Source organism: Cupriavidus gilardii, assembly GCF_008801915.1.
Classification (GTDB): Bacteria; Pseudomonadota; Gammaproteobacteria; order Burkholderiales; family Burkholderiaceae; genus Cupriavidus; species Cupriavidus gilardii.
Map to the genome: position 1 here is coordinate 459035 of NZ_VZOV01000001.1, position 19143 is coordinate 478177.

19 protein-coding genes are annotated in these 19143 nt (G+C 67.5%); 6 read left to right on the forward strand and 13 right to left on the reverse strand.

The window, feature by feature from the left end; all coding sequences use genetic code 11:
* Window positions 1–82: 82 nt before the first annotated feature.
* Together F7Q96_RS02015 and F7Q96_RS02020 are read right to left on the reverse strand one after the other, a co-directional pair.
* A complete protein-coding gene (locus F7Q96_RS02015; RefSeq protein ID WP_053824010.1) occupies window positions 83–1285 on the reverse strand; it encodes an MFS transporter in 1203 nt (400 codons plus the stop codon).
* Window positions 1286–1407: 122 nt separating this feature from the next.
* Window positions 1408–2328 (reverse strand): LysR family transcriptional regulator, encoded by a 921-nt coding sequence (locus tag F7Q96_RS02020; RefSeq protein WP_151021964.1) that lies wholly within the window; start codon window positions 2326–2328, stop codon window positions 1408–1410.
* A 224-nt stretch (window positions 2329–2552) separates the two neighbouring features.
* On the opposite strand from F7Q96_RS02020, the gene F7Q96_RS02025 reads away from it, so the two are divergent.
* The 3 genes from F7Q96_RS02025 to F7Q96_RS02035 all read left to right on the forward strand — a co-directional run bounded on the left by F7Q96_RS02025 (window position 2553) and on the right by F7Q96_RS02035 (window position 6341).
* Window positions 2553–3554: a Bug family tripartite tricarboxylate transporter substrate binding protein gene (locus F7Q96_RS02025; RefSeq protein ID WP_053824008.1), complete on the forward strand. Its 1002-nt coding sequence runs from the start codon at window positions 2553–2555 to the stop codon at window positions 3552–3554.
* Between the two features lie 142 nt (window positions 3555–3696).
* Window positions 3697–6099, forward strand: a complete 2403-nt coding sequence (locus F7Q96_RS02030; protein WP_249041640.1) for an ATP-dependent DNA helicase — start codon at window positions 3697–3699, stop codon at window positions 6097–6099.
* A 68-nt stretch (window positions 6100–6167) separates the two neighbouring features.
* On the forward strand, window positions 6168–6341 hold the full coding sequence (locus F7Q96_RS02035) for an AbrB family transcriptional regulator (protein WP_322789916.1): 174 nt from the start codon (window positions 6168–6170) through the stop codon (window positions 6339–6341).
* Between the two features lie 23 nt (window positions 6342–6364).
* On the opposite strand, the gene F7Q96_RS02040 is transcribed toward F7Q96_RS02035, so the two are convergent.
* Genes F7Q96_RS02040 through F7Q96_RS02055 form a run of 4 tightly spaced genes read right to left on the reverse strand, consistent with a single transcriptional unit; the run spans window position 6365 to window position 10537 of the window.
* On the reverse strand, window positions 6365–7183 hold the full coding sequence (locus tag F7Q96_RS02040) for an SDR family NAD(P)-dependent oxidoreductase (protein ID WP_053824006.1): 819 nt from the start codon (window positions 7181–7183) through the stop codon (window positions 6365–6367).
* Complete coding sequence (locus tag F7Q96_RS02045) at window positions 7180–7965, reverse strand: citryl-CoA lyase (protein ID WP_053824005.1); 786 nt, start codon at window positions 7963–7965, stop codon at window positions 7180–7182. Before F7Q96_RS02045 ends, F7Q96_RS02040 begins: the two co-directional genes overlap by 4 nt.
* Window positions 7962–9527 carry a class I adenylate-forming enzyme family protein gene (locus F7Q96_RS02050; protein ID WP_053824004.1) on the reverse strand — a complete coding sequence of 522 codons (1566 nt, stop codon included), beginning with the start codon at window positions 9525–9527 and terminating at the stop codon, window positions 7962–7964. Before F7Q96_RS02050 ends, F7Q96_RS02045 begins: the two co-directional genes overlap by 4 nt.
* Window positions 9528–9535: 8 nt before the next feature.
* Window positions 9536–10537 (reverse strand): Bug family tripartite tricarboxylate transporter substrate binding protein, encoded by a 1002-nt coding sequence (locus F7Q96_RS02055; RefSeq protein WP_053824003.1) that lies wholly within the window; start codon window positions 10535–10537, stop codon window positions 9536–9538.
* Window positions 10538–10635: 98 nt separating this feature from the next.
* On the opposite strand from F7Q96_RS02055, the gene F7Q96_RS02060 reads away from it, so the two are divergent.
* Window positions 10636–11442, forward strand: a complete 807-nt coding sequence (locus F7Q96_RS02060; RefSeq protein ID WP_053824002.1) for an IclR family transcriptional regulator — start codon at window positions 10636–10638, stop codon at window positions 11440–11442.
* 30 nt (window positions 11443–11472) lie between these two features.
* Here the strand turns inward: F7Q96_RS02060 and F7Q96_RS02065 are convergent, their stop codons facing one another.
* The 4 genes from F7Q96_RS02065 to F7Q96_RS02080 form a co-directional block, all read right to left on the reverse strand.
* Window positions 11473–11691 (reverse strand): hypothetical protein, encoded by a 219-nt coding sequence (locus F7Q96_RS02065; RefSeq protein WP_053824001.1) that lies wholly within the window; start codon window positions 11689–11691, stop codon window positions 11473–11475.
* Between the two features lie 79 nt (window positions 11692–11770).
* Entirely contained in the window at window positions 11771–13201 is a 1431-nt protein-coding gene (locus F7Q96_RS02070) for an aldehyde dehydrogenase family protein (RefSeq protein ID WP_053824635.1), read from the reverse strand.
* A 112-nt stretch (window positions 13202–13313) separates the two neighbouring features.
* Entirely contained in the window at window positions 13314–14273 is a 960-nt protein-coding gene (locus F7Q96_RS02075; RefSeq protein WP_053824000.1) for a Bug family tripartite tricarboxylate transporter substrate binding protein, read from the reverse strand.
* A gap of 78 nt (window positions 14274–14351) precedes the next feature.
* Window positions 14352–15269 carry a dihydrodipicolinate synthase family protein gene (locus F7Q96_RS02080; protein ID WP_082371752.1) on the reverse strand — a complete coding sequence of 306 codons (918 nt, stop codon included), beginning with the start codon at window positions 15267–15269 and terminating at the stop codon, window positions 14352–14354.
* Between the two features lie 101 nt (window positions 15270–15370).
* Between F7Q96_RS02080 and F7Q96_RS02085 the strand changes: the two genes are divergently transcribed.
* Window positions 15371–16264, forward strand: a complete 894-nt coding sequence (locus F7Q96_RS02085; RefSeq protein WP_151021966.1) for a LysR family transcriptional regulator — start codon at window positions 15371–15373, stop codon at window positions 16262–16264.
* Between the two features lie 150 nt (window positions 16265–16414).
* A complete protein-coding gene (locus F7Q96_RS02090; RefSeq protein ID WP_023264823.1) occupies window positions 16415–16711 on the forward strand; it encodes a helix-turn-helix domain-containing protein in 297 nt (98 codons plus the stop codon).
* Window positions 16712–16714: 3 nt separating this feature from the next.
* On the opposite strand, the gene F7Q96_RS02095 is transcribed toward F7Q96_RS02090, so the two are convergent.
* The 3 genes from F7Q96_RS02095 to F7Q96_RS02105 form a co-directional block, all read right to left on the reverse strand.
* On the reverse strand, window positions 16715–17206 hold the full coding sequence (locus F7Q96_RS02095) for a flavodoxin family protein (RefSeq protein WP_053823997.1): 492 nt from the start codon (window positions 17204–17206) through the stop codon (window positions 16715–16717).
* A gap of 109 nt (window positions 17207–17315) precedes the next feature.
* Complete coding sequence (locus tag F7Q96_RS02100) at window positions 17316–18239, reverse strand: LysR family transcriptional regulator (RefSeq protein WP_053823996.1); 924 nt, start codon at window positions 18237–18239, stop codon at window positions 17316–17318.
* Window positions 18240–18306: 67 nt separating this feature from the next.
* A complete protein-coding gene (locus tag F7Q96_RS02105; RefSeq protein ID WP_053823995.1) occupies window positions 18307–19101 on the reverse strand; it encodes a crotonase/enoyl-CoA hydratase family protein in 795 nt (264 codons plus the stop codon).
* Window positions 19102–19143 lie beyond the last annotated feature (42 nt).

Genomic DNA, 19143 nt, shown 5'->3' on the forward strand with positions numbered 1-19143 from the left:
GTGGTTCATCGGGGCGACCTGCCCACGATTTCTGGCTGACAGGCAGGCGCGGCCGATCCGATGCGCGGGGCAGGCGCCGCGCTCACCGCCGCATGCCCGCAACCGACACGAACGCCACCAGCGCGGTGGCGGCCAGGCCGCTGCCCGTCATCACGATGCCTCGCCATTCGGCCTGGGCGTAGACCAAGCTAGCCACCGCCGAGCCGGCCGCACCGCCGATGAAGATGGCGGTCATGTACAGCGCATTCAGGCGAGCGCGGCTGGCGGCATCGAGCGCATAGATCGCGCGTTGGCCCAGCACCATGTTCATCTGCACGGCGAAGTCAAGCACGATGCCGGTGGCGGCGAGGGCGTAGACGCCGTACGGGCCGGTGGCCAATCCCGGCACGAAGCTCAGCGCGGCGAGCGCCATCGCGGCGAGGGACGCGATACGGGTATGCCCCGCATCGGCAAGGCGTCCGGCAACCGGCGCCGCGACGGCGCCCAGCGCACCGACCAGCGCGAAGACGCCGATCTGCGCTTGCGACAGGCCGTGGCGGCCGGCCAGTTCGAGCGGTACGGCGGTCCAGAACAGGGTGAAGGCGGCGAACAACAGACCCTGATACAACGCACGCTGACGCAGCAGCGGGAAGCGCATCAGCAGGTGCCACAGCGACGCCAGCAGTTCAAGATAGCGCGCACGGTGTTCCGGCACGCGGCGCGGCAGCGTCAGCGCGATGATGGCCACGGTGGCCAGCGTCATCGCCGCCGCCGCGACAAAGACGGCGCGCCATCCCAGTGCCTCCGCCAGCAGGCTCGACAGCGGCCGTGCCAGCAGGATGCCCGACAGCAGGCCCCCCATGATGGTGCCGACGGTGCGGCCGCGCGTGGCCTCCGGCGCCAGATGCGCGGCCAGCGGAATCAGGATCTGCACGCTGACGGAGCTCAGGCCGAGCAGCAGCGATACCAGCAGGAAAGGACCGGGCTGCGTCGACAGCGCCGCGGCCACGAGGCTCGCCGTGGCCGCCGTGCCGCTGAGCAGCAGCAGCCGGCGGTTTTCGTAGAGGTCGGCCAGCGGCACCAGGAAGAACAGCCCAACTGCATAGCCGATCTGTGTCAGCGACACGATCAGGCTGGCATGGCTGGGGGACAGGCCGATCTGCGGGCCGATCAGTTCGATCAACGGTTGCGCGTAATACAGGTTGGCTACGAGCACACCGGCGCAAAGCGAGAACAGTGCGACCAGCGTGGCCGGCATCGCCGGCGCGTGGGAGGCCGATGGGGCGAGAGCGGGAGAAGAGGGCATGTTGAGGGCCTCGGACTTGTCGGTTGGAATGCCCGAAGCTTAGGGGGACGGGGCATTGCGGTGAATCCCATGCCGGCGCAAATCAGCGTTGCGCCGCGGGCAATGCGCTGCGTGCTGCGCCATCAAGGACGGCCCTGCGCCAGGGCCGGCAGCCCCTGCAGAAACGCGAGAAAGGCGGCGATACGGCGGGAGCCTCGCTGGTTCGGCAGATACAGCGCCGAAACGCCGCTGCTCACCTGATCCGGATTGACGGTCCAATCGTCGAACAGGCGTTGCAGTCGTCCGCAAGCGATATCGCCATCGGTGATCCAGTCCGGCAGCAGACCGATGCCGGCCCCGGCCAACACAAGTTCGTGCAGCACATCGATGTTGTTGCTGCGGAAATGCCCGTGGACCGGCACGATTTGCCGTTGTCCGTCCCGCTCGAACGTCCAGACCTGGTCGCGCGCACCGTGGCCGAAACGGAAGCGCAGGCACGCATGGCCGACCAGATCGTCGGGAAGCGACGGCGCGCCATGCCGCTGCAGGTAGGCGGGGCTCGCGACCACATGCCGGCGGAACATGCCGATCTGTCGTGCGATGACATTGTCGTACGACGAGGCATTGCCGATGCGCACCGACAGGTCGAAGCGGTCGCCGAGCAGATCGACGATGTCGTCGGTCAGCGTCACCTCCAGGTCCAGCTGCGGGTACCGCTCGAGCAGCGTGCCCAGATGTGGGGCGATGCAGCGGCGGCCGAAGGCAACCGGGAGAGACACGCGCAACTGGCCGACCGGTACGTCGCCGCGGTCGGCGATCAGCGCATCGGCTTCCTCGACCGCCTCGAGAATCCGGCGCGCCTGCTGATAGTACGCGGCGCCCGCTTCGGTGACGGTGATCTGGCGCGTCGAGCGATTCAGCAGCACCGCGCCGAGCGATTGCTCGAGGCCGTCCAGCGCGCGCGTCACCGACGAGGTGGCAAGATCCAGCCGTCGCGCCGCGGCCGAAAAGCCTTTGGCGTCGACGGTCTCGACGAACATCTTCAGCGCAAGCAGTTTGTCCATTGCGGTTCAGCGTCCGGCGTTGCCGGTGTGGAAAAGGTCGGGTTCATCGCCGGCATGATACGTGCAACGCGAGGCAGCACGACGGCTTCATCGAGACCTGATCGAGACCTGATCGAGACCGCGCGCGGTGCGGATTGGATAAGATGGCGCCGGCCGGTTCCCGCCGGCATTGCCTGAGCACCATAACAACGATCGCCAATCACAACACGAAAGGAGACCGCCTCATGACGCCTCGCGTCCGCCATCTTCCCCGCCGCACCGTTCTCGGTATCGCGCTCGCCGGCCTGGCAAGCGCAATCGTTGGGCTGCCGACGCCAGCCAGCGCCGCCGAATATCCGACCAAGCCCATCCGCTTCATCGTGCCCTACGCCGCCGGCGGCACCACCGACCTGGTCGCGCGCACCGTCGGCCAACGCGTCGCCGAGAAGCTCGGCCAGCCCGTGGTGATCGAGAACCGGCCGGGCGCCGGCGGCAATATCGGCATGGAGGCCGTGGCCAAGGCGGCGCCGGACGGCTATACGATCGGCTTCGGCGCGATCTCCACCAATGCGCTGAACCCGCATATCTACAAGGCGATGCCGTTCGATCCGCGCCGCGACTTCACCGCGGTCAGTTTGCTGGGCACGTCGACCATCGTGCTGGAGGTGGGCAATCAGCTGCCGGTCAAGACCGTGGCCGAACTGGTGGCGTACGCCAGGCGCAATCCCGGCCTGACGTATGCGACAGCGGGCACCGGCACGTCGATGCATCTGGCCGCCGCGATGTTTGCGCAGATGACGGGCACCAGCCTGACCCACGTCCCGTACAAGGGCAGCAGCCCGGCGATCAACGACATGCTGGGCGGGCATATCCCCGTGATGTTCGACAACCTGCCGGCCTCGTTGCCGCATATCCAGGCGGGCAAGCTGCGCGCGCTGGCGGTGGCGGGCAGCACGCGCTCCCCGGCATTGCCCAATGTGCCGACGCTGGCGGAGGCGGGATTGGCCGGCTATTCGGTCGAGCCATGGTTCGGCGTGTACGGGCCCGCCGCCATGCCGGCCGATATCGTGCAGAAGCTCAATGCCGCGTTTGTCGAAGCGCTGGGCAGTGCCGCGGTGCGCGACAAGCTGGTGCAGGCCGGCTTCAATCCGAAGTCGTCGAGCGCCGCGGAATTGCAATCGCTGACGCAGGCGGAGTACGAGAAATTCGGCAAGGTGGCGCGCAGCGCGAATATCACGGTGGATTGAATCGCGTTTTTCCGTTGTGTCCCCTCGTCCCCGCCTTTGCGGGGACGACGGGAATGGGACATCGACACGCTGGTCACGCACCTGTATATTTATACAGTCCACTTCGTCCCCCACGAAATGGCGCGATTCCCAGCCGTTATCGATGTCCGCCACTGCCAGCCCGTCCGATTCCGCCGCCACCGTCCAGGACCAGCCATCCGCCTCGCCAGGCGAGCAAGGCGAGCCTGCGCCGGCTGCCGACAGCGAACCGCGCTACATCGTTGCAGTCCGCACGCTGTGCGATTTCACCGCCCGTGCCGGCGACCTGGACCTGCGCTTTACGCCTTCGCCGACCGCGCTCGAAGGCATGGCGGGCCATGCCACCGTGACCTCCCGCCGTCCCGCCGGCTATCGGACCGAAATTTCCCTGAGCGCGGACTTCGGTCCGCTGCGCGTGCGCGGCCGTGCCGACGGTTACGATCCCGCCCTGCGGCGGCTCGAGGAAATCAAGACGGTGCGCGGCGACGCCGCCGAGGTGCCGGCCCATCATCGGCTTCTGCATTGGGCGCAAGCCAAGGTCTACGGTTGGCTGATGTGCCAGCGGGAGGCGCTGGACGACATCGAAATCGCGGTGGTCTATTTCGATATCGTCAGCGGCCGCGAGCTTGCCGAGACGCAGCGATTTACGGCACAGACGCTGCGCGAATGCTTCGAGGCGCAATGCCGTGCCTTTATCGGCTGGGCCGAGCAGGAGCTGGCGCATCGCGCCGGGCGCGACCTGTCGCTGGACTCGCTGGCCTTTCCGCATGCCGGGTTTCGTGCCGGCCAGCGCGAACTCGCCGAATCGGTCTATCGCGCCAATCTGTCGGGCCGCTGCCTGCTCGCGCAGGCGCCCACCGGCATCGGCAAGACCGTCGGCACGATCTTTCCCGCGCTGAAGGCGATGCCGAAGCAGAAGATCGACAAGCTGTTCGTGTTGTCGGCCCGCTCGACCGGCCGGGCGCTGGCGTTGGAGGCCACACGCGGACTGGCCGCGCAGCGGGATGCGATGCCGCTGCGCGTGCTGGAGATGGTCGCGCGCGACAAGGCCTGCGAATATCCGGGCCGCGCCTGTCACGGCGAAGCCTGTCCGCTGGCGCGCGGCTTCCATGACCGTCTGCCGGCGGCGCGCGCGCAGGCGGCCGGACGGACGATGCTGGACCGCGCTCAAGTTCGCGAGATCGCGCTGGCACACGACATCTGCCCGTACTACCTGAGCCAGGAAATGGCGCGCTGGAGCGATGTGGTGGTGGCCGACTACAACTACTACTTCGACCGCACCGCGTTGCTGCATGCCTTCGCGCTGCACGACGGCTGGCGCGTCAGCGTGCTGGTCGACGAGGCCCATCAATTGCCGGAGCGGGCGCGCGACATGTATAGCGCCGCGCTCGACCAGGCCGAATTCCGCACGCTGCGGCGTCAGGCGCCTGCGGATCTGCGCCGCGTGTTCGATCGCGTCGGCCGTCAATGGAACGCGGTGGTGAAGAACCTGGCCGGCGACTATCGGGCCGAGGCGAAAGTCCCCGCGCCGTTGCTCGATGCCTTCGAAGGGCTGTGCGCAGCGTTGCTGGAACGGTTCACGGAGCGGCCCACCGAACAGGACCCGGCGCTGCAGCGCTTCTATTTCGATGTGCTGCAATTCTGCCGGCTGGCCGAACAGATCGGTCCGCATTCCGTGTTCGACATGACGCGCATGCCGGCGCGCGGCGCGCACGCCAACGTCCGTCTCGGCGTACGCAACCTCGTGCCAGCGCATTTCCTGCGGCCGCGGCTGGCGGCGGCGCATTCCGTCTCGCTATTCTCCGCGACGCTGGCGCCGGCCTCGTACTACGCCGATATGCTGGGCCTGCCCGAGCGATGGGTCTGGCACGAGGTGCCGTCGCCATTCCAGCCGGACCAGTTGCGGGTTCGCGTCGCCTCGCATATCTCGACCCGATTTGCGCATCGGCAGCGCTCGCTGCCGGATATCGTCGAGCTGATCGCCGCGCAGTATCGGGAGAAGCCAGGCAACTATCTCGCCTTCTTCAGCAGCCACGACTACCTCGGCGACGCGTTGGCGCTGTTCACGCAGCGGCATGCCGATATCCCGAGCTGGTCGCAGGCGCGCGGCATGGACGAACGGGAGCAGGCTGATTTCCTTGAAGCATTCCAGCCGGGCGGCCAAGGCGTGGGCTTTGCCGTATTGGGCGGCCCCTTTGCCGAAGGCGTCGACCTTCCCGGCGACCGGCTGATCGGCGCCTTCGTCGCCACGCTCGGACTGCCGCAGTTCAATCCGGTCAACGAGCAGCTGCGCAGCCGGCTGGAGGACACGTTCGGCGACGGCTATGCGTACGCTTACCTGTATCCGGGCCTGCGCAAGGTCGTGCAGGCGGCGGGCAGGGTCATCCGCACCAGCGAGGACCGCGGCGTGGTGTATCTGATCGACGACCGCTTCGCGCAGCCGTCGGTGCGGGAGTTGTTGCCGGCCTGGTGGCGGGTAGAAACCTGGCCGTCGCGTTTTGTTTCAGCGAACATCTACGGTCCTTAGCCACGGAGAACGCCAATGCGCATAGAGAAGGGGGAACCAGTTTGGCCATCCGCCTTCCGAACAGCATCGTGGAGCTGCTGGAATTGAGCGAGGGGGACCACGTCGAAATTGTTGTCGACAATTCGGGCAGTTCGCCAAGGCGCAGGAGTCGGGACGCTGATGCGTTGTTGGAGCGCCTGCGAACATTCCGCGGACGATTACCCGCGGATTTCAAGTTCGGTCGCGGCCAGGACATGAGGTAGGCGAACTGACGGACAATGCGAGCCTATGCGTACTTCCCCGTCAACCCGCCATCCACCACCATCTCCGTCCCCGTGACATAGGCCGCCGCGTCCGAGGCCAGAAACGCGCAGGCGTAGGCCACGTCCCAGGCCGTTCCCATCCGCTGCACTGGTACCTGCCTTGCCCGCGCCGCGCGCGCTTCGTCGAGGTCGTTGTCGGAGAACATCTTCGCCACGGTATGCGCGATCCGCGGCGTATCGATCAGGCCCGGCACCACCGTGTTGGCGCGGATGCCATGCGACGCGTATTGCTGGGCCAGCATGCGGGTGAACTGGATCACCGCCGCCTTGGTCACGCAGTATGACAGGTGCGGATAGCCGAGATAGCGCAGCCCCGCGACCGAGGAAATGGTGACGATGGCGCCGCGGCCGCGCGCGACCATCTCGGGCAACACCTGTTGCGACGCGAGCAGCAGGCTGCGAACGTTGACGTTGTGCGCCTGGTCGAAGTCGGCGACCGCGGTGTCGAGCGGGCCGCCGGGCTTGCCGATGCCGACGTTGTGGTGCAGCACATCGATCGGACCAAGGCGATCGCGTGCCTGGGCAAACAGGCGCTCGACCTCCGGCTCGATGGCGACGTCCCCGATGAACGTCTCCGCTGTGCCGCCTTCCGCGCGGATCAGCGCCGTGGTCTCTTCGGCGGACGCGGCATCGCGATCGACCACGCAGACGCGGGCGCCGAGACGCGCATAGGTCAGGCTGGCGGCGCGGCCGATGCTCCAGCCGGGGCCGGCCGATCCCGCGCCGGCGACGAATACGGTACGGTCCGCAAGGCTCAGCGGGAGCGCGGGGGTGGGCGTCACGATGCCTCTCCCGTCGGCGCGTTGCCGACATAGGGAATCGCGTGCTCGACGGTGTCCCAGATATAGCGGCCGGAAGGACTTTGCTGTTCCTCGACGATATGGGCGACCAGCCCGGCCGCGCGCGAGATCACGGCGAAGCCGCGCATCACCGCGGTCGGTACGCCGATCTCGCCGAGCAGCGCCGCCACCGCACCGGTGGCGTTGATCGTGATCGGCCGGCCGGCCGCTTCGTCGACCGCCGCGGACAACTGCTTCAGCGCGAGAATCCGCTCGCCGCCCAATTCCGGCTCTGCCTCGGCCAATTCGAGCAGCTTGTACGCGCGTGGATCGACCGGCTTGTGCAGATGGTGGCCGAAGCCGGGCACCGGGCTCCTCGTTTCCTTGTAGTGGCGGGCAATGGCGCGCGCTTCCGCTTCGGAGTCGCCTGCGGCGAGCAGCCGATCGAGCAGTTGCGAACAATTCTCCATGGTGCCGACGAAGGAGCTGCCCACGGCCAGCAGCCCGGCGGAAACGGCCCCCTGCAGGTTCTCCGGCGCGCTCATGTAGATCAGCCGCGTCGCGATGGCGCTCGGGGTCAGGCCGTGTTCCATCAGCACGATCAGCACGACATCGGTGATCCGCATATCGACGGGCCGCGGCGTGCGGCCGAGAATCTGCATCAGCATGACTTCGGTGAAGGTCTTCTTGCCCATCAGGTCATTGACCAGATCGGCATCGCGGTAGTGCAGGCTCGTCAGCGTATGCGTGCAAAGGCGGGTTACGGGCTTGGTGGTGGCGGTCATGGCTGCTCTCCCTGTTGTATGGGCGATATGGACGGGGTAGCCGACGCATCGGCGAGCGCCCGTTCGCGTACGGCGTTCTTCAGTACCTTGCCGACACTGGAGCGCGGCAGGCTGTCGTGGAAGTGGATGCGCTTGGGCGTGGGCACGGGTCCCAGGCGTTCGCGCACGAAGGCGACCAGCTCCGCTTCGCTCGGTGGCGGGCATCCTTCGCGCAATTGCACCGCGGCGTGCACCGCCTCGCCCCATTTGTCGTCGGGCACGCCGAACACCGCGCACTCATGGACGGCGGGATGCTGTCCCAGCGCGTTCTCGACATCGATCGGATAGACGTTGAAGCCGCCGCTGATGACGACCTCGCGCAACCGGTCCTTCAGATACAGATAGCCGCGCTCGTCGAACAGGCCGCGATCGCCGGTATGCAGCCAGCCGTCGACGATCGTCGCGGCGGTCAGGTCGGGGCGCCGCCAGTACCCGGTCATCACCAGGTCGCCGCGAGCCACGACCTCGCCGATCTGTCCCGGCGGCAACAGCGTGCCGTCCGGTGCCATGATGCCGACGTCGCTGAACCAGGTGATCCGTCCGACCGAGGCCAGATTGCGCTCGTCGTCGAAATCCTCGGGGCGCAGCACCGTCAGCAGCTGCGGCGCTTCCGTCTGTCCGTAAGTCGTGCCGACCACCGGGCCGAAGAACGCGCGCGCCTGGCGGATCTTCTCGACGGGCATCGGCGCGCCGCCATAGATCAGCCGGCGCAGCGCGGGGTAGTCGTCGCGGGACGTGCCCGGCAGCGCCATCAGCATGTAGATCAGCGTCGGCGGCATGAAGGACACCGTGCCGCGCCGGTCGCGAAACGCGGCGCGGACCGCCTCGGCACCGCTGCCGTCCAGGATCACGTGGCAGCCGCCTTGTGCGAGGATCGGCAGCACATAGGTCGAGGTGCCGTGCGTGATCGGGGCCGCCATCACATAGCGATCGTCGGCATCGAAGCCCCACGCATGGATCTGGTTGACGATATTGGCCATCCACGCGCGGTAGGGCTGCATCACGCCCTTGGGCGCGCCGGTGGTGCCGCCGGTGAACTTGATGGCCTGGGTGGCATCGCGATCGAGGTCGGGATAAAGATCGAGACGGGGCCGTGCCGCGTCGGCATGGCGAGCAATCATCGCGGGCAAAGCGTCGCCGTCGTCGTCCGCCACATCCGTGAAGATGCGGGTGCCCGGCGCGCCGTCGAGCAGTGCCATGCAACCGCTATCCAGCACCAGAATGCTCGGCTCGGTCGCATCGACAATGCGGCGCAGCTCCGGTCGCGTGCTCTTCGGGTTCAGCGGCACCCAGACCTTGCCGCTGGCCAGCACCGCGAGCAGCGCGACCAGATGCGCGGTGGAATTGCCGGCGCAGATGCCGACGCGGCTCTGCGGCGAGGCATCGAGCGCCAGCAGGCCGGCCGCCGCCGCGGCGACGCGCGCCGCCAATTCGCGATAGGTCAGGCAGCCGTCCGGCGCGTCGATGGCGATGTTGTCGGGCCAGCGCTCCGCGGCCCGCCAGAACAGATCGATCGGAAACATGGGACTCCTCAGTTCACACGGGCGCCGGACTGCTTGACGACATCGTGCCAGCGCTTGATCTCGGACAGCATGAAGCTGCGCATCTGCTCCGGCGTGCCCGGTTGCGGATTGGCGGCGAGATCCTGCATGCGCTGGCGCACGTCGGGCGCGGCCAGCGCCTTGTTCAGCGCGGCGTTGAGCCGGTCCACCACGGGTTTCGGCGTACCGGCGGGCGCCGCGATCGCGAACCACGACTGCACGTCGAAACCGGGGTAGCCCGACTCGGCCACGGTCGGCACATCGGGCAGCAACGGAAGACGCTGCGGGCTGGTCACCGCGATGGCGCGCAAGCGGCCGGCCTTGACGTGCGGCATCGCGGACGGCGTGTTGTCGAACATCGATTGCACCTGCCCGCCGAGCAGGTCGGTGACCGCCGGCGCGCTGCCGCGATAGGGGACGTGCAGCATATTGATGCCGCTGCGCATCCGGAAGATCTCGCCGGACAGATGGATCGACGAGCCGCTGCCCGAGGAGGCGAACGTGATGCCCGACGAAGATTCCTTCGCAAAGCGCAGGTAGTCGGCCACGTTCTTGACCGGCAGGCTCGGATTGACGACCAGCACGTTCGGAATCTTCGCGATCATGCCGACCGGCTCGAAGTCCTTGGCCGGGTCGTAGCCGAGCTTGTCGTAGAGCGAGGCATTGATCGTGTTGGCGATCGTATAGACGTACAGCGTGTAGCCATCGGGCTCGGCCTTGGTGACCACCTCGGCGCCGACATTGCTGTTGGCGCCGGCACGGTTCTCGACGACCACTGGCTTGCCAAGCTCGTCGCCGAGCTTCATGGCGACCAGGCGCGCCAGCACGTCGGTCGCGCCGCCCGCGGCATAGCCGACGACGAGCCGCAGCGGCTTGCTGGGCCAAGGCTGCTGGGCATGGACAGAAGGGGGAATTCCGCCAGCCAGCACGGCAAGCGAAAGGGCAAGGGCACAGCCGAACAGGCGCCGACGCGGCGCGTTCCGTACGTTCATGATGGGTGTCTCCTGGGTCGATAGCCTTGCCGGGGCGAGCCCTCTTGTGGTGTTGGGGCATACTGCGGACTGGTATCCCGGCACGGAAATTCTTCCCGATGACCTCTCGCCTTGCGAATCAGAACGTCCGGCAGGCGGACGTTTCAACGACCGCTCCGGAAGAGGGGGCGCGTGCGCTGCGGCGCGGCCTGACGCTGCTCGACGCGATTCTCGCGGGCGGCAGGGACGGCTTGCGCGTCGTCGATCTATGCAGGGCGGCGGGGCTCGAGCGCCCGACCGTCTATCGGCTGCTGGCGACGCTGATCGAATGCGGCTACGTCGCTCAGCGCGGCCGCTTTCGCTATGTCAGCGGGCCGAGGCTCGCGGCGATGCCGCAGCGCGACGGTTCGACCGAACTGGCGGAGAAGCTGCGGCCGGTGCTGGCGCGGGTCAGCGGAGCGTGCGGAGATGCGGCCTTCGCAATCGTGCGCGATGGTTCGCTGTCGCGCTGCATCGCGCGCCATGTCGGCACGCATCCGGTGCAGGTGCTGGTGATCCAGGTCGGTACGCGTCAGCCGCTCGGCGTTGGCGCGGCCGGGCTGGCGCTGCTGTCCGCGCTGCCGGATGAAGCGGTGGGGGAAATCATCGAAGGCAATGCCGACACGCTGGCTCAGTACGGCGGCATGACGCCCGAGCGGATGCGCATCCTGATTCGGGCCACGCGCGAACGCGGGTGGTCAGTGATCGGCAATCACGCCACGCGCGGCGCCCTCGCGGTCGGCATGGCCGTGCACAACCGCGACGGCGAACCGGTGGCCGGCATCAGCGTCGCCAGCACGCTGGCGCGGATGCCGCGCGATCGCCAGCAATTGATCGCGCGGTTGATGCGAGAGGCGGTGGGGGCGTTGCTGCCGAAGGGGCTATAGAAGGGTCACGGAGGCGCTGTGGCTCGTCTGCTAAGCCAGCGCCGCGATAGCCATCCCGATGCCGACGAGGGCCAGCATACCGACGGCTGCCACCAGTTCGAACTCGTACCATGCCTCGCGCCGCATCGGGGAGACCGGATACCGGCCCAGCGTCACGATCTTCAGTACGAGCCAGCCCGGCCAGTAGAGGAAGAACTGGAACAGCGCATACATCGCGAAGCGCGCCACGACCCCGATGACAGATTCCATTCGCCATGCCCCGCTTGATGGTGGAATGGCAGCATTCTAAGCGGGGCAATCGGTGCGTCAAGCCGCGATCAAGCTGCGATCAAGCCGCGGTATAGGCCGTCTTCACCGTCGTATAGAACTCCTGCGCATACCGTCCCTGTTCGCGCGGACCGTAGCTCGATCCTTTGCGTCCACCGAACGGCACGTGGAAATCCACGCCGGCGGTTGGCGCATTGACCATCACCATGCCGGCCTGCGCGTGGCGCTTGAAATGCGTGGCCAGCTTCAGCGACGTGGTGCAGATGCCGGCGGACAGGCCGAACTCGGTATCGTTGGCGAGCGCCAGCGCTTCCTCGTAGTCGCGTGCCGCGATCACGGCGGCCACCGGCCCGAAGATCTCCTCCCGCGCGATCCGCATGTCGTTGCTGCAATCGACGAACAGTGCCGGGCTCAGGTAGAAGCCGTCCTTGTCGAGCGACAGCCGTTCTCCGCCGCATGCCAGTCGAGCGCCTTCGGCCTTGCCGATGGCGATATAGCGCTCGTCCTGTTCGAGCTGCCGCGCATCGACCACCGGGCCGATCTGCGTGCGCGCATCGCGGGCATCGCCGACTACCAGCGCCGCGGTCCGCTCGGCGAGCCGGGCAACGAAGCGGTCGTGGATGCCATGCGTGACGATGATGCGGCTCGACGCGGTGCAGCGCTGGCCGGTCGAATAGAACGAGCCTTGCAGCGCGACCTCGACCGCGAGTTCGAGGTCGGCATCGTCGGTGACCACCAGCGGATTCTTGCCGCCCATCTCCAGCTGGAATTTCGCCAGGCGCTGGCAGGCCTGCGCGGCGATGTTGCGTCCCGTGGCCACCGAGCCGGTGAAGCTGATCGCATCGACCTGCGGATGTTCGACCATCCGCTGGCCGACATCGCGTCCGCGGCCGAGCACCAGATTGAAGGCGCCGGCCGGCAGGCCCGAACGGCTCAGGATTTCCGCCAGTGCCCAGCTCGAACCCGGCACCAGTTCCGCCGGCTTGAACACCACGCAATTGCCGTAGGCCAGCGCCGGGGCGATCTTCCACGCGGGAATCGCGATCGGAAAGTTCCACGGTGCGATCAACGCGACTACGCCGATCGGCTCGCGCGTGATTTCGACGCCGATGCCGGGGCGCACCGAGGGCAGCAGCTCGCCCGCGGTACGCAGCGCCTCACCGGCGAAGAACTTGAAGATCTGGGCGGCACGCACCACCTCGCCGATCGCCTCGGGCAGCGTCTTGCCTTCCTCGCGCGCCAGCAGATCGCCCAGCTCGGCGCGGCGCTGCAGCAGCTCGTTGCCGACGAAATCGAGTACATCGAAGCGCTGCTGCGGCGTCGACAGCGACCACTTGCCGAAGGCCTGCCGCGCGGCGGCCACCGCCCGGTCGACGAGGGCGGCGTCGCCTTGCGCATAGTGGTCGATGATGTCCGACAGGTCGGACGGATTGACGTTGGCGGTGCTGTCGGGGCCGGCGACCCATTCGCCGGCGATGTAGTGCGATTTCACGGTGGCTTCCTTGTTCAACGGGTCGGCGCTGCGGCGTTGATGTCGGCCCCTTGCAGGGGGGCAAGCGGCTTGCGAAGACGCCGGGTTCCCGCCTGCGCGGGAACCGCGGCGATCATTCCTTCTCGATGCCGGCGGTGCGGATGATGCGGCCCCAGCGATCGAGTTCGGCCAGCTGGAAGCGGCCGAGCTCCTCGGGGCTCGACAGCGAGATTTCCTGGCCGCTCTGCTCGACCACCTGCCGCACGCTGGGCGTGGCCAGCGCGCGATGGACCAGCTCGCTCAGGCGCTGCACGACCGGCTGCGGCGTATTGGCGGGTGCGTACAGCGCGTTCCAATAGCCGGCCTCATAGCCCGGCAGCGTGTCCGCGATGGTCGGCACATTGGGCACCAGGGCCGAGCGCTTCGGACCGCTGAAGCCGAGCACGCGCAGCTTGCCCGAACGCACCTGCGGCAGGCTGGCAGGCAGGTCGACAATCATCAGGTCGGTCTGGCCGGCCACGAGGTCCACCACCGCCGGCGGATTGGCCTTGTACGGGACGTGGGTCATCTCGGTGCCGCTCATCTGCTGGAACAGCTCGGCGGCGACGCGTGCCGACGAGCTGCCCGAACCGTAGGTCAGCTTGCCCGGCTCCTTCTTCGCCAGCGCGATCAGTTCGGCGACGCTGTTGGCCTTGACATTCTGATTGACGACCAGCAGCTGGTAGCCCTTGGTCAGCATCGACACCGGCGTGAAGTCCTTGATCGGGTCGTAAGGCAGCTTCTTCAGCAGATGCGGGTTGGCCGCCTGCGTGGTATTGGTCGTGATGAACAGCGTGTAGCCGTCCGGCTTGGCACGCGCCACGGTCTGGGCCGCAATACCGCCCATCGCGCCGGCGCGATTTTCGATCACCACCGCTTGTCCGGTCAGCCGGGTGACTTCATTGCCGAGCGCGCGGGCCAGGCCGTCGGTGGCGCTGCCGGGACTCGAGCCGATCACGATGGTAATGGGGCGAGCGGGATAGGTTTCCGCGAGCGCGCCGCCGGTCAGCGAGGCGAAGGCGCAGAAGGCAAGCAGGGTGCGACGAAATGACATCGTTGGTCTCCAATGAACGTTCTTGTAGTGGGACGAGGCGTCCCGTCAGTGCGCAGCGGGCGGCCGCCCGCGATGAAATCAGCGTGCGAGCCCCCACCCGGACATCAGCTCGTGCAGGCGGCGCTGCTGGGCATCGGTCAGCGGCCATGCCGAGGGTGGCCGTGCGGCGCCGCAGTCGTTGCCCATCAGCTGCAGCGCCGCCTTGACGACCGTGACGTTGGTGCCGTTGTTTTCCTGGGCGCGCAGGTCCTCGAAGGGCAGCATTTCGCCGATCAGGCGCATCGCCAGCGCATGGTCGCCGGCTTCCAGCGCCCGGTGGATCGCCACCGAGCGTTCGGGCATCACGTTGATCAGGCCCGAGGTGAAGCCGCGCGCGCCGACCGCATAGAAGGGCGGCGCCCAGACTTCGGCCAGCCCGCCGACCCAGGCCAGCCCGCGGTCGGCGGTGCGGCGGATCGCTTCGGCCAACACCATCGGCGTAGGGGAGGCCCACTTGACGCCGACGACCTCGGGAATCCGGCACAGCGCTTCGATCGCGGCCAGGCCGATGTTGTCGTTACGCAGATAGAGCACCAGCGGCAGGCCCTGGCCGGCCTCGGCGATCTTCTGGACATAGGCGACCACGCCGCGCGGCGCGACAAAGGGATCGGGCGGCTGATGGACCATCAGCGCATCGGCGCCGGCTTCGCGGGAGGCGCGCGCAAGGGCGCAGGCTTCGTGGATGCTGCGGCCGACGCCGGCCAGCAGCGGCACCCGGCCCGCCACGTATTCGGCGGCGACATGGACCATGCGCACGGCCTCCTGCTCGCGCAGGCCGTAGAACTCGCTGGTATTGCCATTGGCGACCAGCACGTGCACGCCGGCGTTCACGGCCCGGTCGACCACGGCCGAAAGCGGACCGGGCGAGACGGTATCATTCGCGTCGAACGGCGTGACCAGGATCCCGGAAATGCCATTGAGCGCCTCGCGCAGCGCGGAACCTTCGAAAGTCGCCACTTGAACTCCTGATGGAATGGACATGAGAGGCGCTACTGTAGAAAGCCCCCGGTGCTGCCGTCCAATCCAAACTGGCGATTGCCCAATACAAGATTTGAATCGTGTTCCAGCTATCCCATCTGCGCAGCTTCGTGGCCGTCGCGACCGAATTGCATTTCGGCCGGGCGGCTGCCTTGCTGAACATGACGCAGCCGCCGCTGACGCGGCATATCCAGCTGCTCGAACATGAGGTGGGCGTGCAGCTGCTGGACCGCTCCGGCGGCGCGGTGCGCCTGACGCCGGCCGGCGCCATCTTCCTGCGCGAGGCCGAGGACATCCTGCGCCGCAGCCAGGCGGCCAAGCTGGCCGCGCGCCGGGCCATGCGTGCCGATGCCGGCAGCGTGTCGATGGGATTCATTCCGGCGGCGAGCTTTGCGCTGCTGCCGCAACTGCTGGGCGCGATCCGTAGCAGCCTGCCCGAGGTCCATGTGTCGCTGCGCGAGATGCAGACCGACGCGCAACTCGAGGCGATCGCCGCCGACCGCATCGAACTGGGCCTGGTGCGCCCGTTCGCGCCGCGCAGCTTCGTCGAATCGGCGCCGCTGCTGCGCGAGCCTTTCGTGCTGGCCGCGCCGGCCGGGCATCCGCTGCTGCAGGCCGAACGCCTGCCGCTGTCCGCGCTCGAAGGCCAGCCCTTCATCGAGTTCTGCCGCTCCGAATCGCGCTATCTGTACGAGATCGTCGCCGGGCGCCTGCGCGCCGAAGGCGTGGCGCCCGACACCGTGCAGACGCTGAGCCATACCCACTCGATCCTGTCGCTGGTCGATGCAGGCATGGGCGTCGCGCTGGTGCCGCAGTCGGCCTGGCGCCTCGGCTACGCCGGGGTGCGCTTCCGGCCGATCGACGATCAGGTCCGGCTGGATGTCGAGCTACATCTGGTCTGGCGGCGTGGCAATCCGCATTGGGTGGCGGCGACGGTGCGGCAAGTCATGGAGCAAGCGTTCGACACGACGTGATTGCACTCGCCAGCCGGCGCGCGGCGCGCCATCCAAGTCGTTATTGTTCCGGAGATTGAGGAATTATTGCCTCCGTGGCGGCCAATAGGCCGATAGTTCCGGAATATTGGGAACTAATGGGCCGACCAAGGTGGATGACGAGGTCAAAACATGGTCAGAAAACTACCGTTGCCGGATATCTCCCTGAGCCCGGTCGCTCACGATCTGCAGTCGTTAGGGGCTTTGATTCGCAGCCAACGAGGACGTTGTCAATTGCGGATCGACGATGCGGCCGATTTGCTCAATGTCTCCAAGGACTTGCTTTCTCGTCTGGAGAACGGCAGATCGGTCGGGCTCGACGGCCTGATGAAGGTACTCGATGGTCTGGGGCTGAAGTTGCTTGTTGTCCCTAAAGGGGACGCCTTGTTTTTGGAGGACCGCCTCACCGAAAGCTGGAAAGAAGCGTAAGTCCTAGAACACCCCCAGCGCCAGCCCGCTTGCCAATCCTTCCCCAAGTTCCGCGCAGCGCGCGAGGTCCTCGGCACCGATCTGCTTCGGTGCCAGGATGCGCTCCGGCGTCTGCGCATGCGTGCAGACGATCAGACCGGGCGCCACGCAGCGCAGGCGCCAGCCGGTGGCGATCCGGTCGATCTGGCGCAGCGCGTTCTGGCCGTCGCTACCGGCGCAGATCATCGCGGCGTAGGGGCGGCCATTGACGCGGTCGAGCACCGGGTAATAGCAGCGGTCGAAGAAGTCCTTCATCAGCCCGGACATTGCGGCGAGGTTTTCCGGCGTGGCGAACAGATAGCCGTCGGCGTTCAGCACGTCGCCGGCTTGGGCCTCGGTGGCGCGCAGCAGGCGGACCTCGACGTCTGGCCGCGATCTCGCCGCATTGGCGGCGGCTTCGGCCATCTGCTGCGTGCCTCCGGTCATCGTGTGGTAGACGATCAGCAGCGTTTTCATCGGTGCGGGCGTGTGGATATGTGTGCGGACATCCGAGCGGCAAGTGTTCCGGTCCGCAATACGAGGGCAATGTAGCACGCAGTCTCCGGCGTGCCGCGCCGCGCGGACATCAGCGCAACGACGGCGTGCCGGCCGATCCCTCGACGGGAAAGGCCGATTGCGCGACCTGGCGGAAGTGCCGTCCCGTCGGCGTCTCGGTGTCGTCGCAATAGGCCAGCGCCAGTCCGATCGACGCGGCATCCGGCATGTCGTCGACCGGGATGCACGCAAGGCGCTCGTTGGCGAAGCGATGCATGATCGATGGCACCAGCGCAATGCCGAGGCCGCTTTCCACCAGCGCCATCACGGTCTGGATCTGCGTCGCGATCTGCGTGATGCGGGGCTGGAAGCCGCCCAGCTGGCAGGCTGTCATCGCGGCCGCGTGCAGGCCGGAGGCCTCCTCGCGGGCGTACATCACGAAGCGTTCGCCGGCCAGCTCGGACAGGTTCAGCGATCGGTGCCCGGCCAGCGGATGATGGCGCGGCAGCGCGGCGACAAAGCGGTCGTGCTCAAGCGGAGCGAGCGTGATCCTGCCGGCCTGCAGCAGCGGAATGCGCACCAGGCCGACATCCAGCGCCCCGTCTTCAAGCTGTTTGACGATCGACGCCGAGGTGGCCTCCTTCAGTGTCAGCTCCACCGCCGGATACTCGGCCCGAAAGCGCGACACCAGTTGCGGCAGCAGGTGATAGGTCGTGGAGCCGACGAAACCGATACGCAGCGTTCCACCCATGCCGCTCGCCGCGGCGTGCGCGGCCTCGCGGAAATGGCCGGCATGGAACAGGATGCGCCGCGCCTCGGCGAGCGCCGCGAGGCCGCTCGGCGTCAGCGTGACACCGCGCGTCTCGCGCACGAACAACGGCGTCTCCAGTTCCTGTTCCAGTTTCTGGATCGAAACGGTCAGCGCAGGCTGTGCGATATGCAGCCGTTCGGCGGCGCGGCGAAAGTTCAGCGTTTCCGCGAGAACGACAAAATGCCGGATACGTCGGAAATCCATGGGGCAGGGCGGCGCGCGGCAGTGGCGAAGCCCACATCTTACCGATGGCCGACGCCGCGCCCGCCGGTCAGCCTTGGGACGCCGGTTTCCGTTTCTCGAGGAAGGCCGTCACCGCGCGCCGATGGTCCTCGGTCTGGTGGCACATTGCCTGGAAGGTCGCCGACATCTCGAGCAGCGTGTCGAGCCGCGTGTGCATGCCTTCGCGCAACAGCCGTTTGGCGAGCCGCACGGCTTGCGGCGGATTGGCGGCGATCGCCTCGGCCAGGCGCATCGCCGTCGGCAGCAGCCGATCGGCGGGCACCACCTGGGACACCAGGTTCCATTCCAGCGCCCGCGCGGCATCGATCGGCAGGCCGGTGAAGATCATTTCCGCGGCGCGCGACAGGCCGATGACGCGCGGCAGCAGCCAGGCGCCACCGTCGCCCGGAATGATGCCCAGCCGCACGAAGCTCTCGGCGAACTGCGCGCTCTCGGACGCAATGCGCAGATCGCACATGCAGGCGAGGTCCAGTCCCGCGCCCATCGCCGGCCCGTTGACCGCGGCGATTACCGGCACCTCCAGATTGAACAGCGCCAGCGGCAGCCGCTGGATGCCGCGGCGGTAGTCGCGCCGGATTTCCATGCCGGGCACCGTGCCCGAGGCCTGCCGCTCCATGTCGCGGATGTCTCCGCCGGTCGAGAAGACGGTGCCGGCGCCGGTCAGGATCACCGCACGTACCGAGTCGTCGCCGTCGATGCGGTCCACCGCTTCCACCAGCTCCGCCACCGCGGTGTTGCCGGTCAGCGGATTGCGGCGTGCGGGCTCGTTCAAGCTCAGGGTCACGATATGACCTTGTTGCGCGTAGTCCAGGAACTGGCTCATGGTGGTCCTCGTTGGGTGGGTTGGCGACGGCGGCCCGTCGTC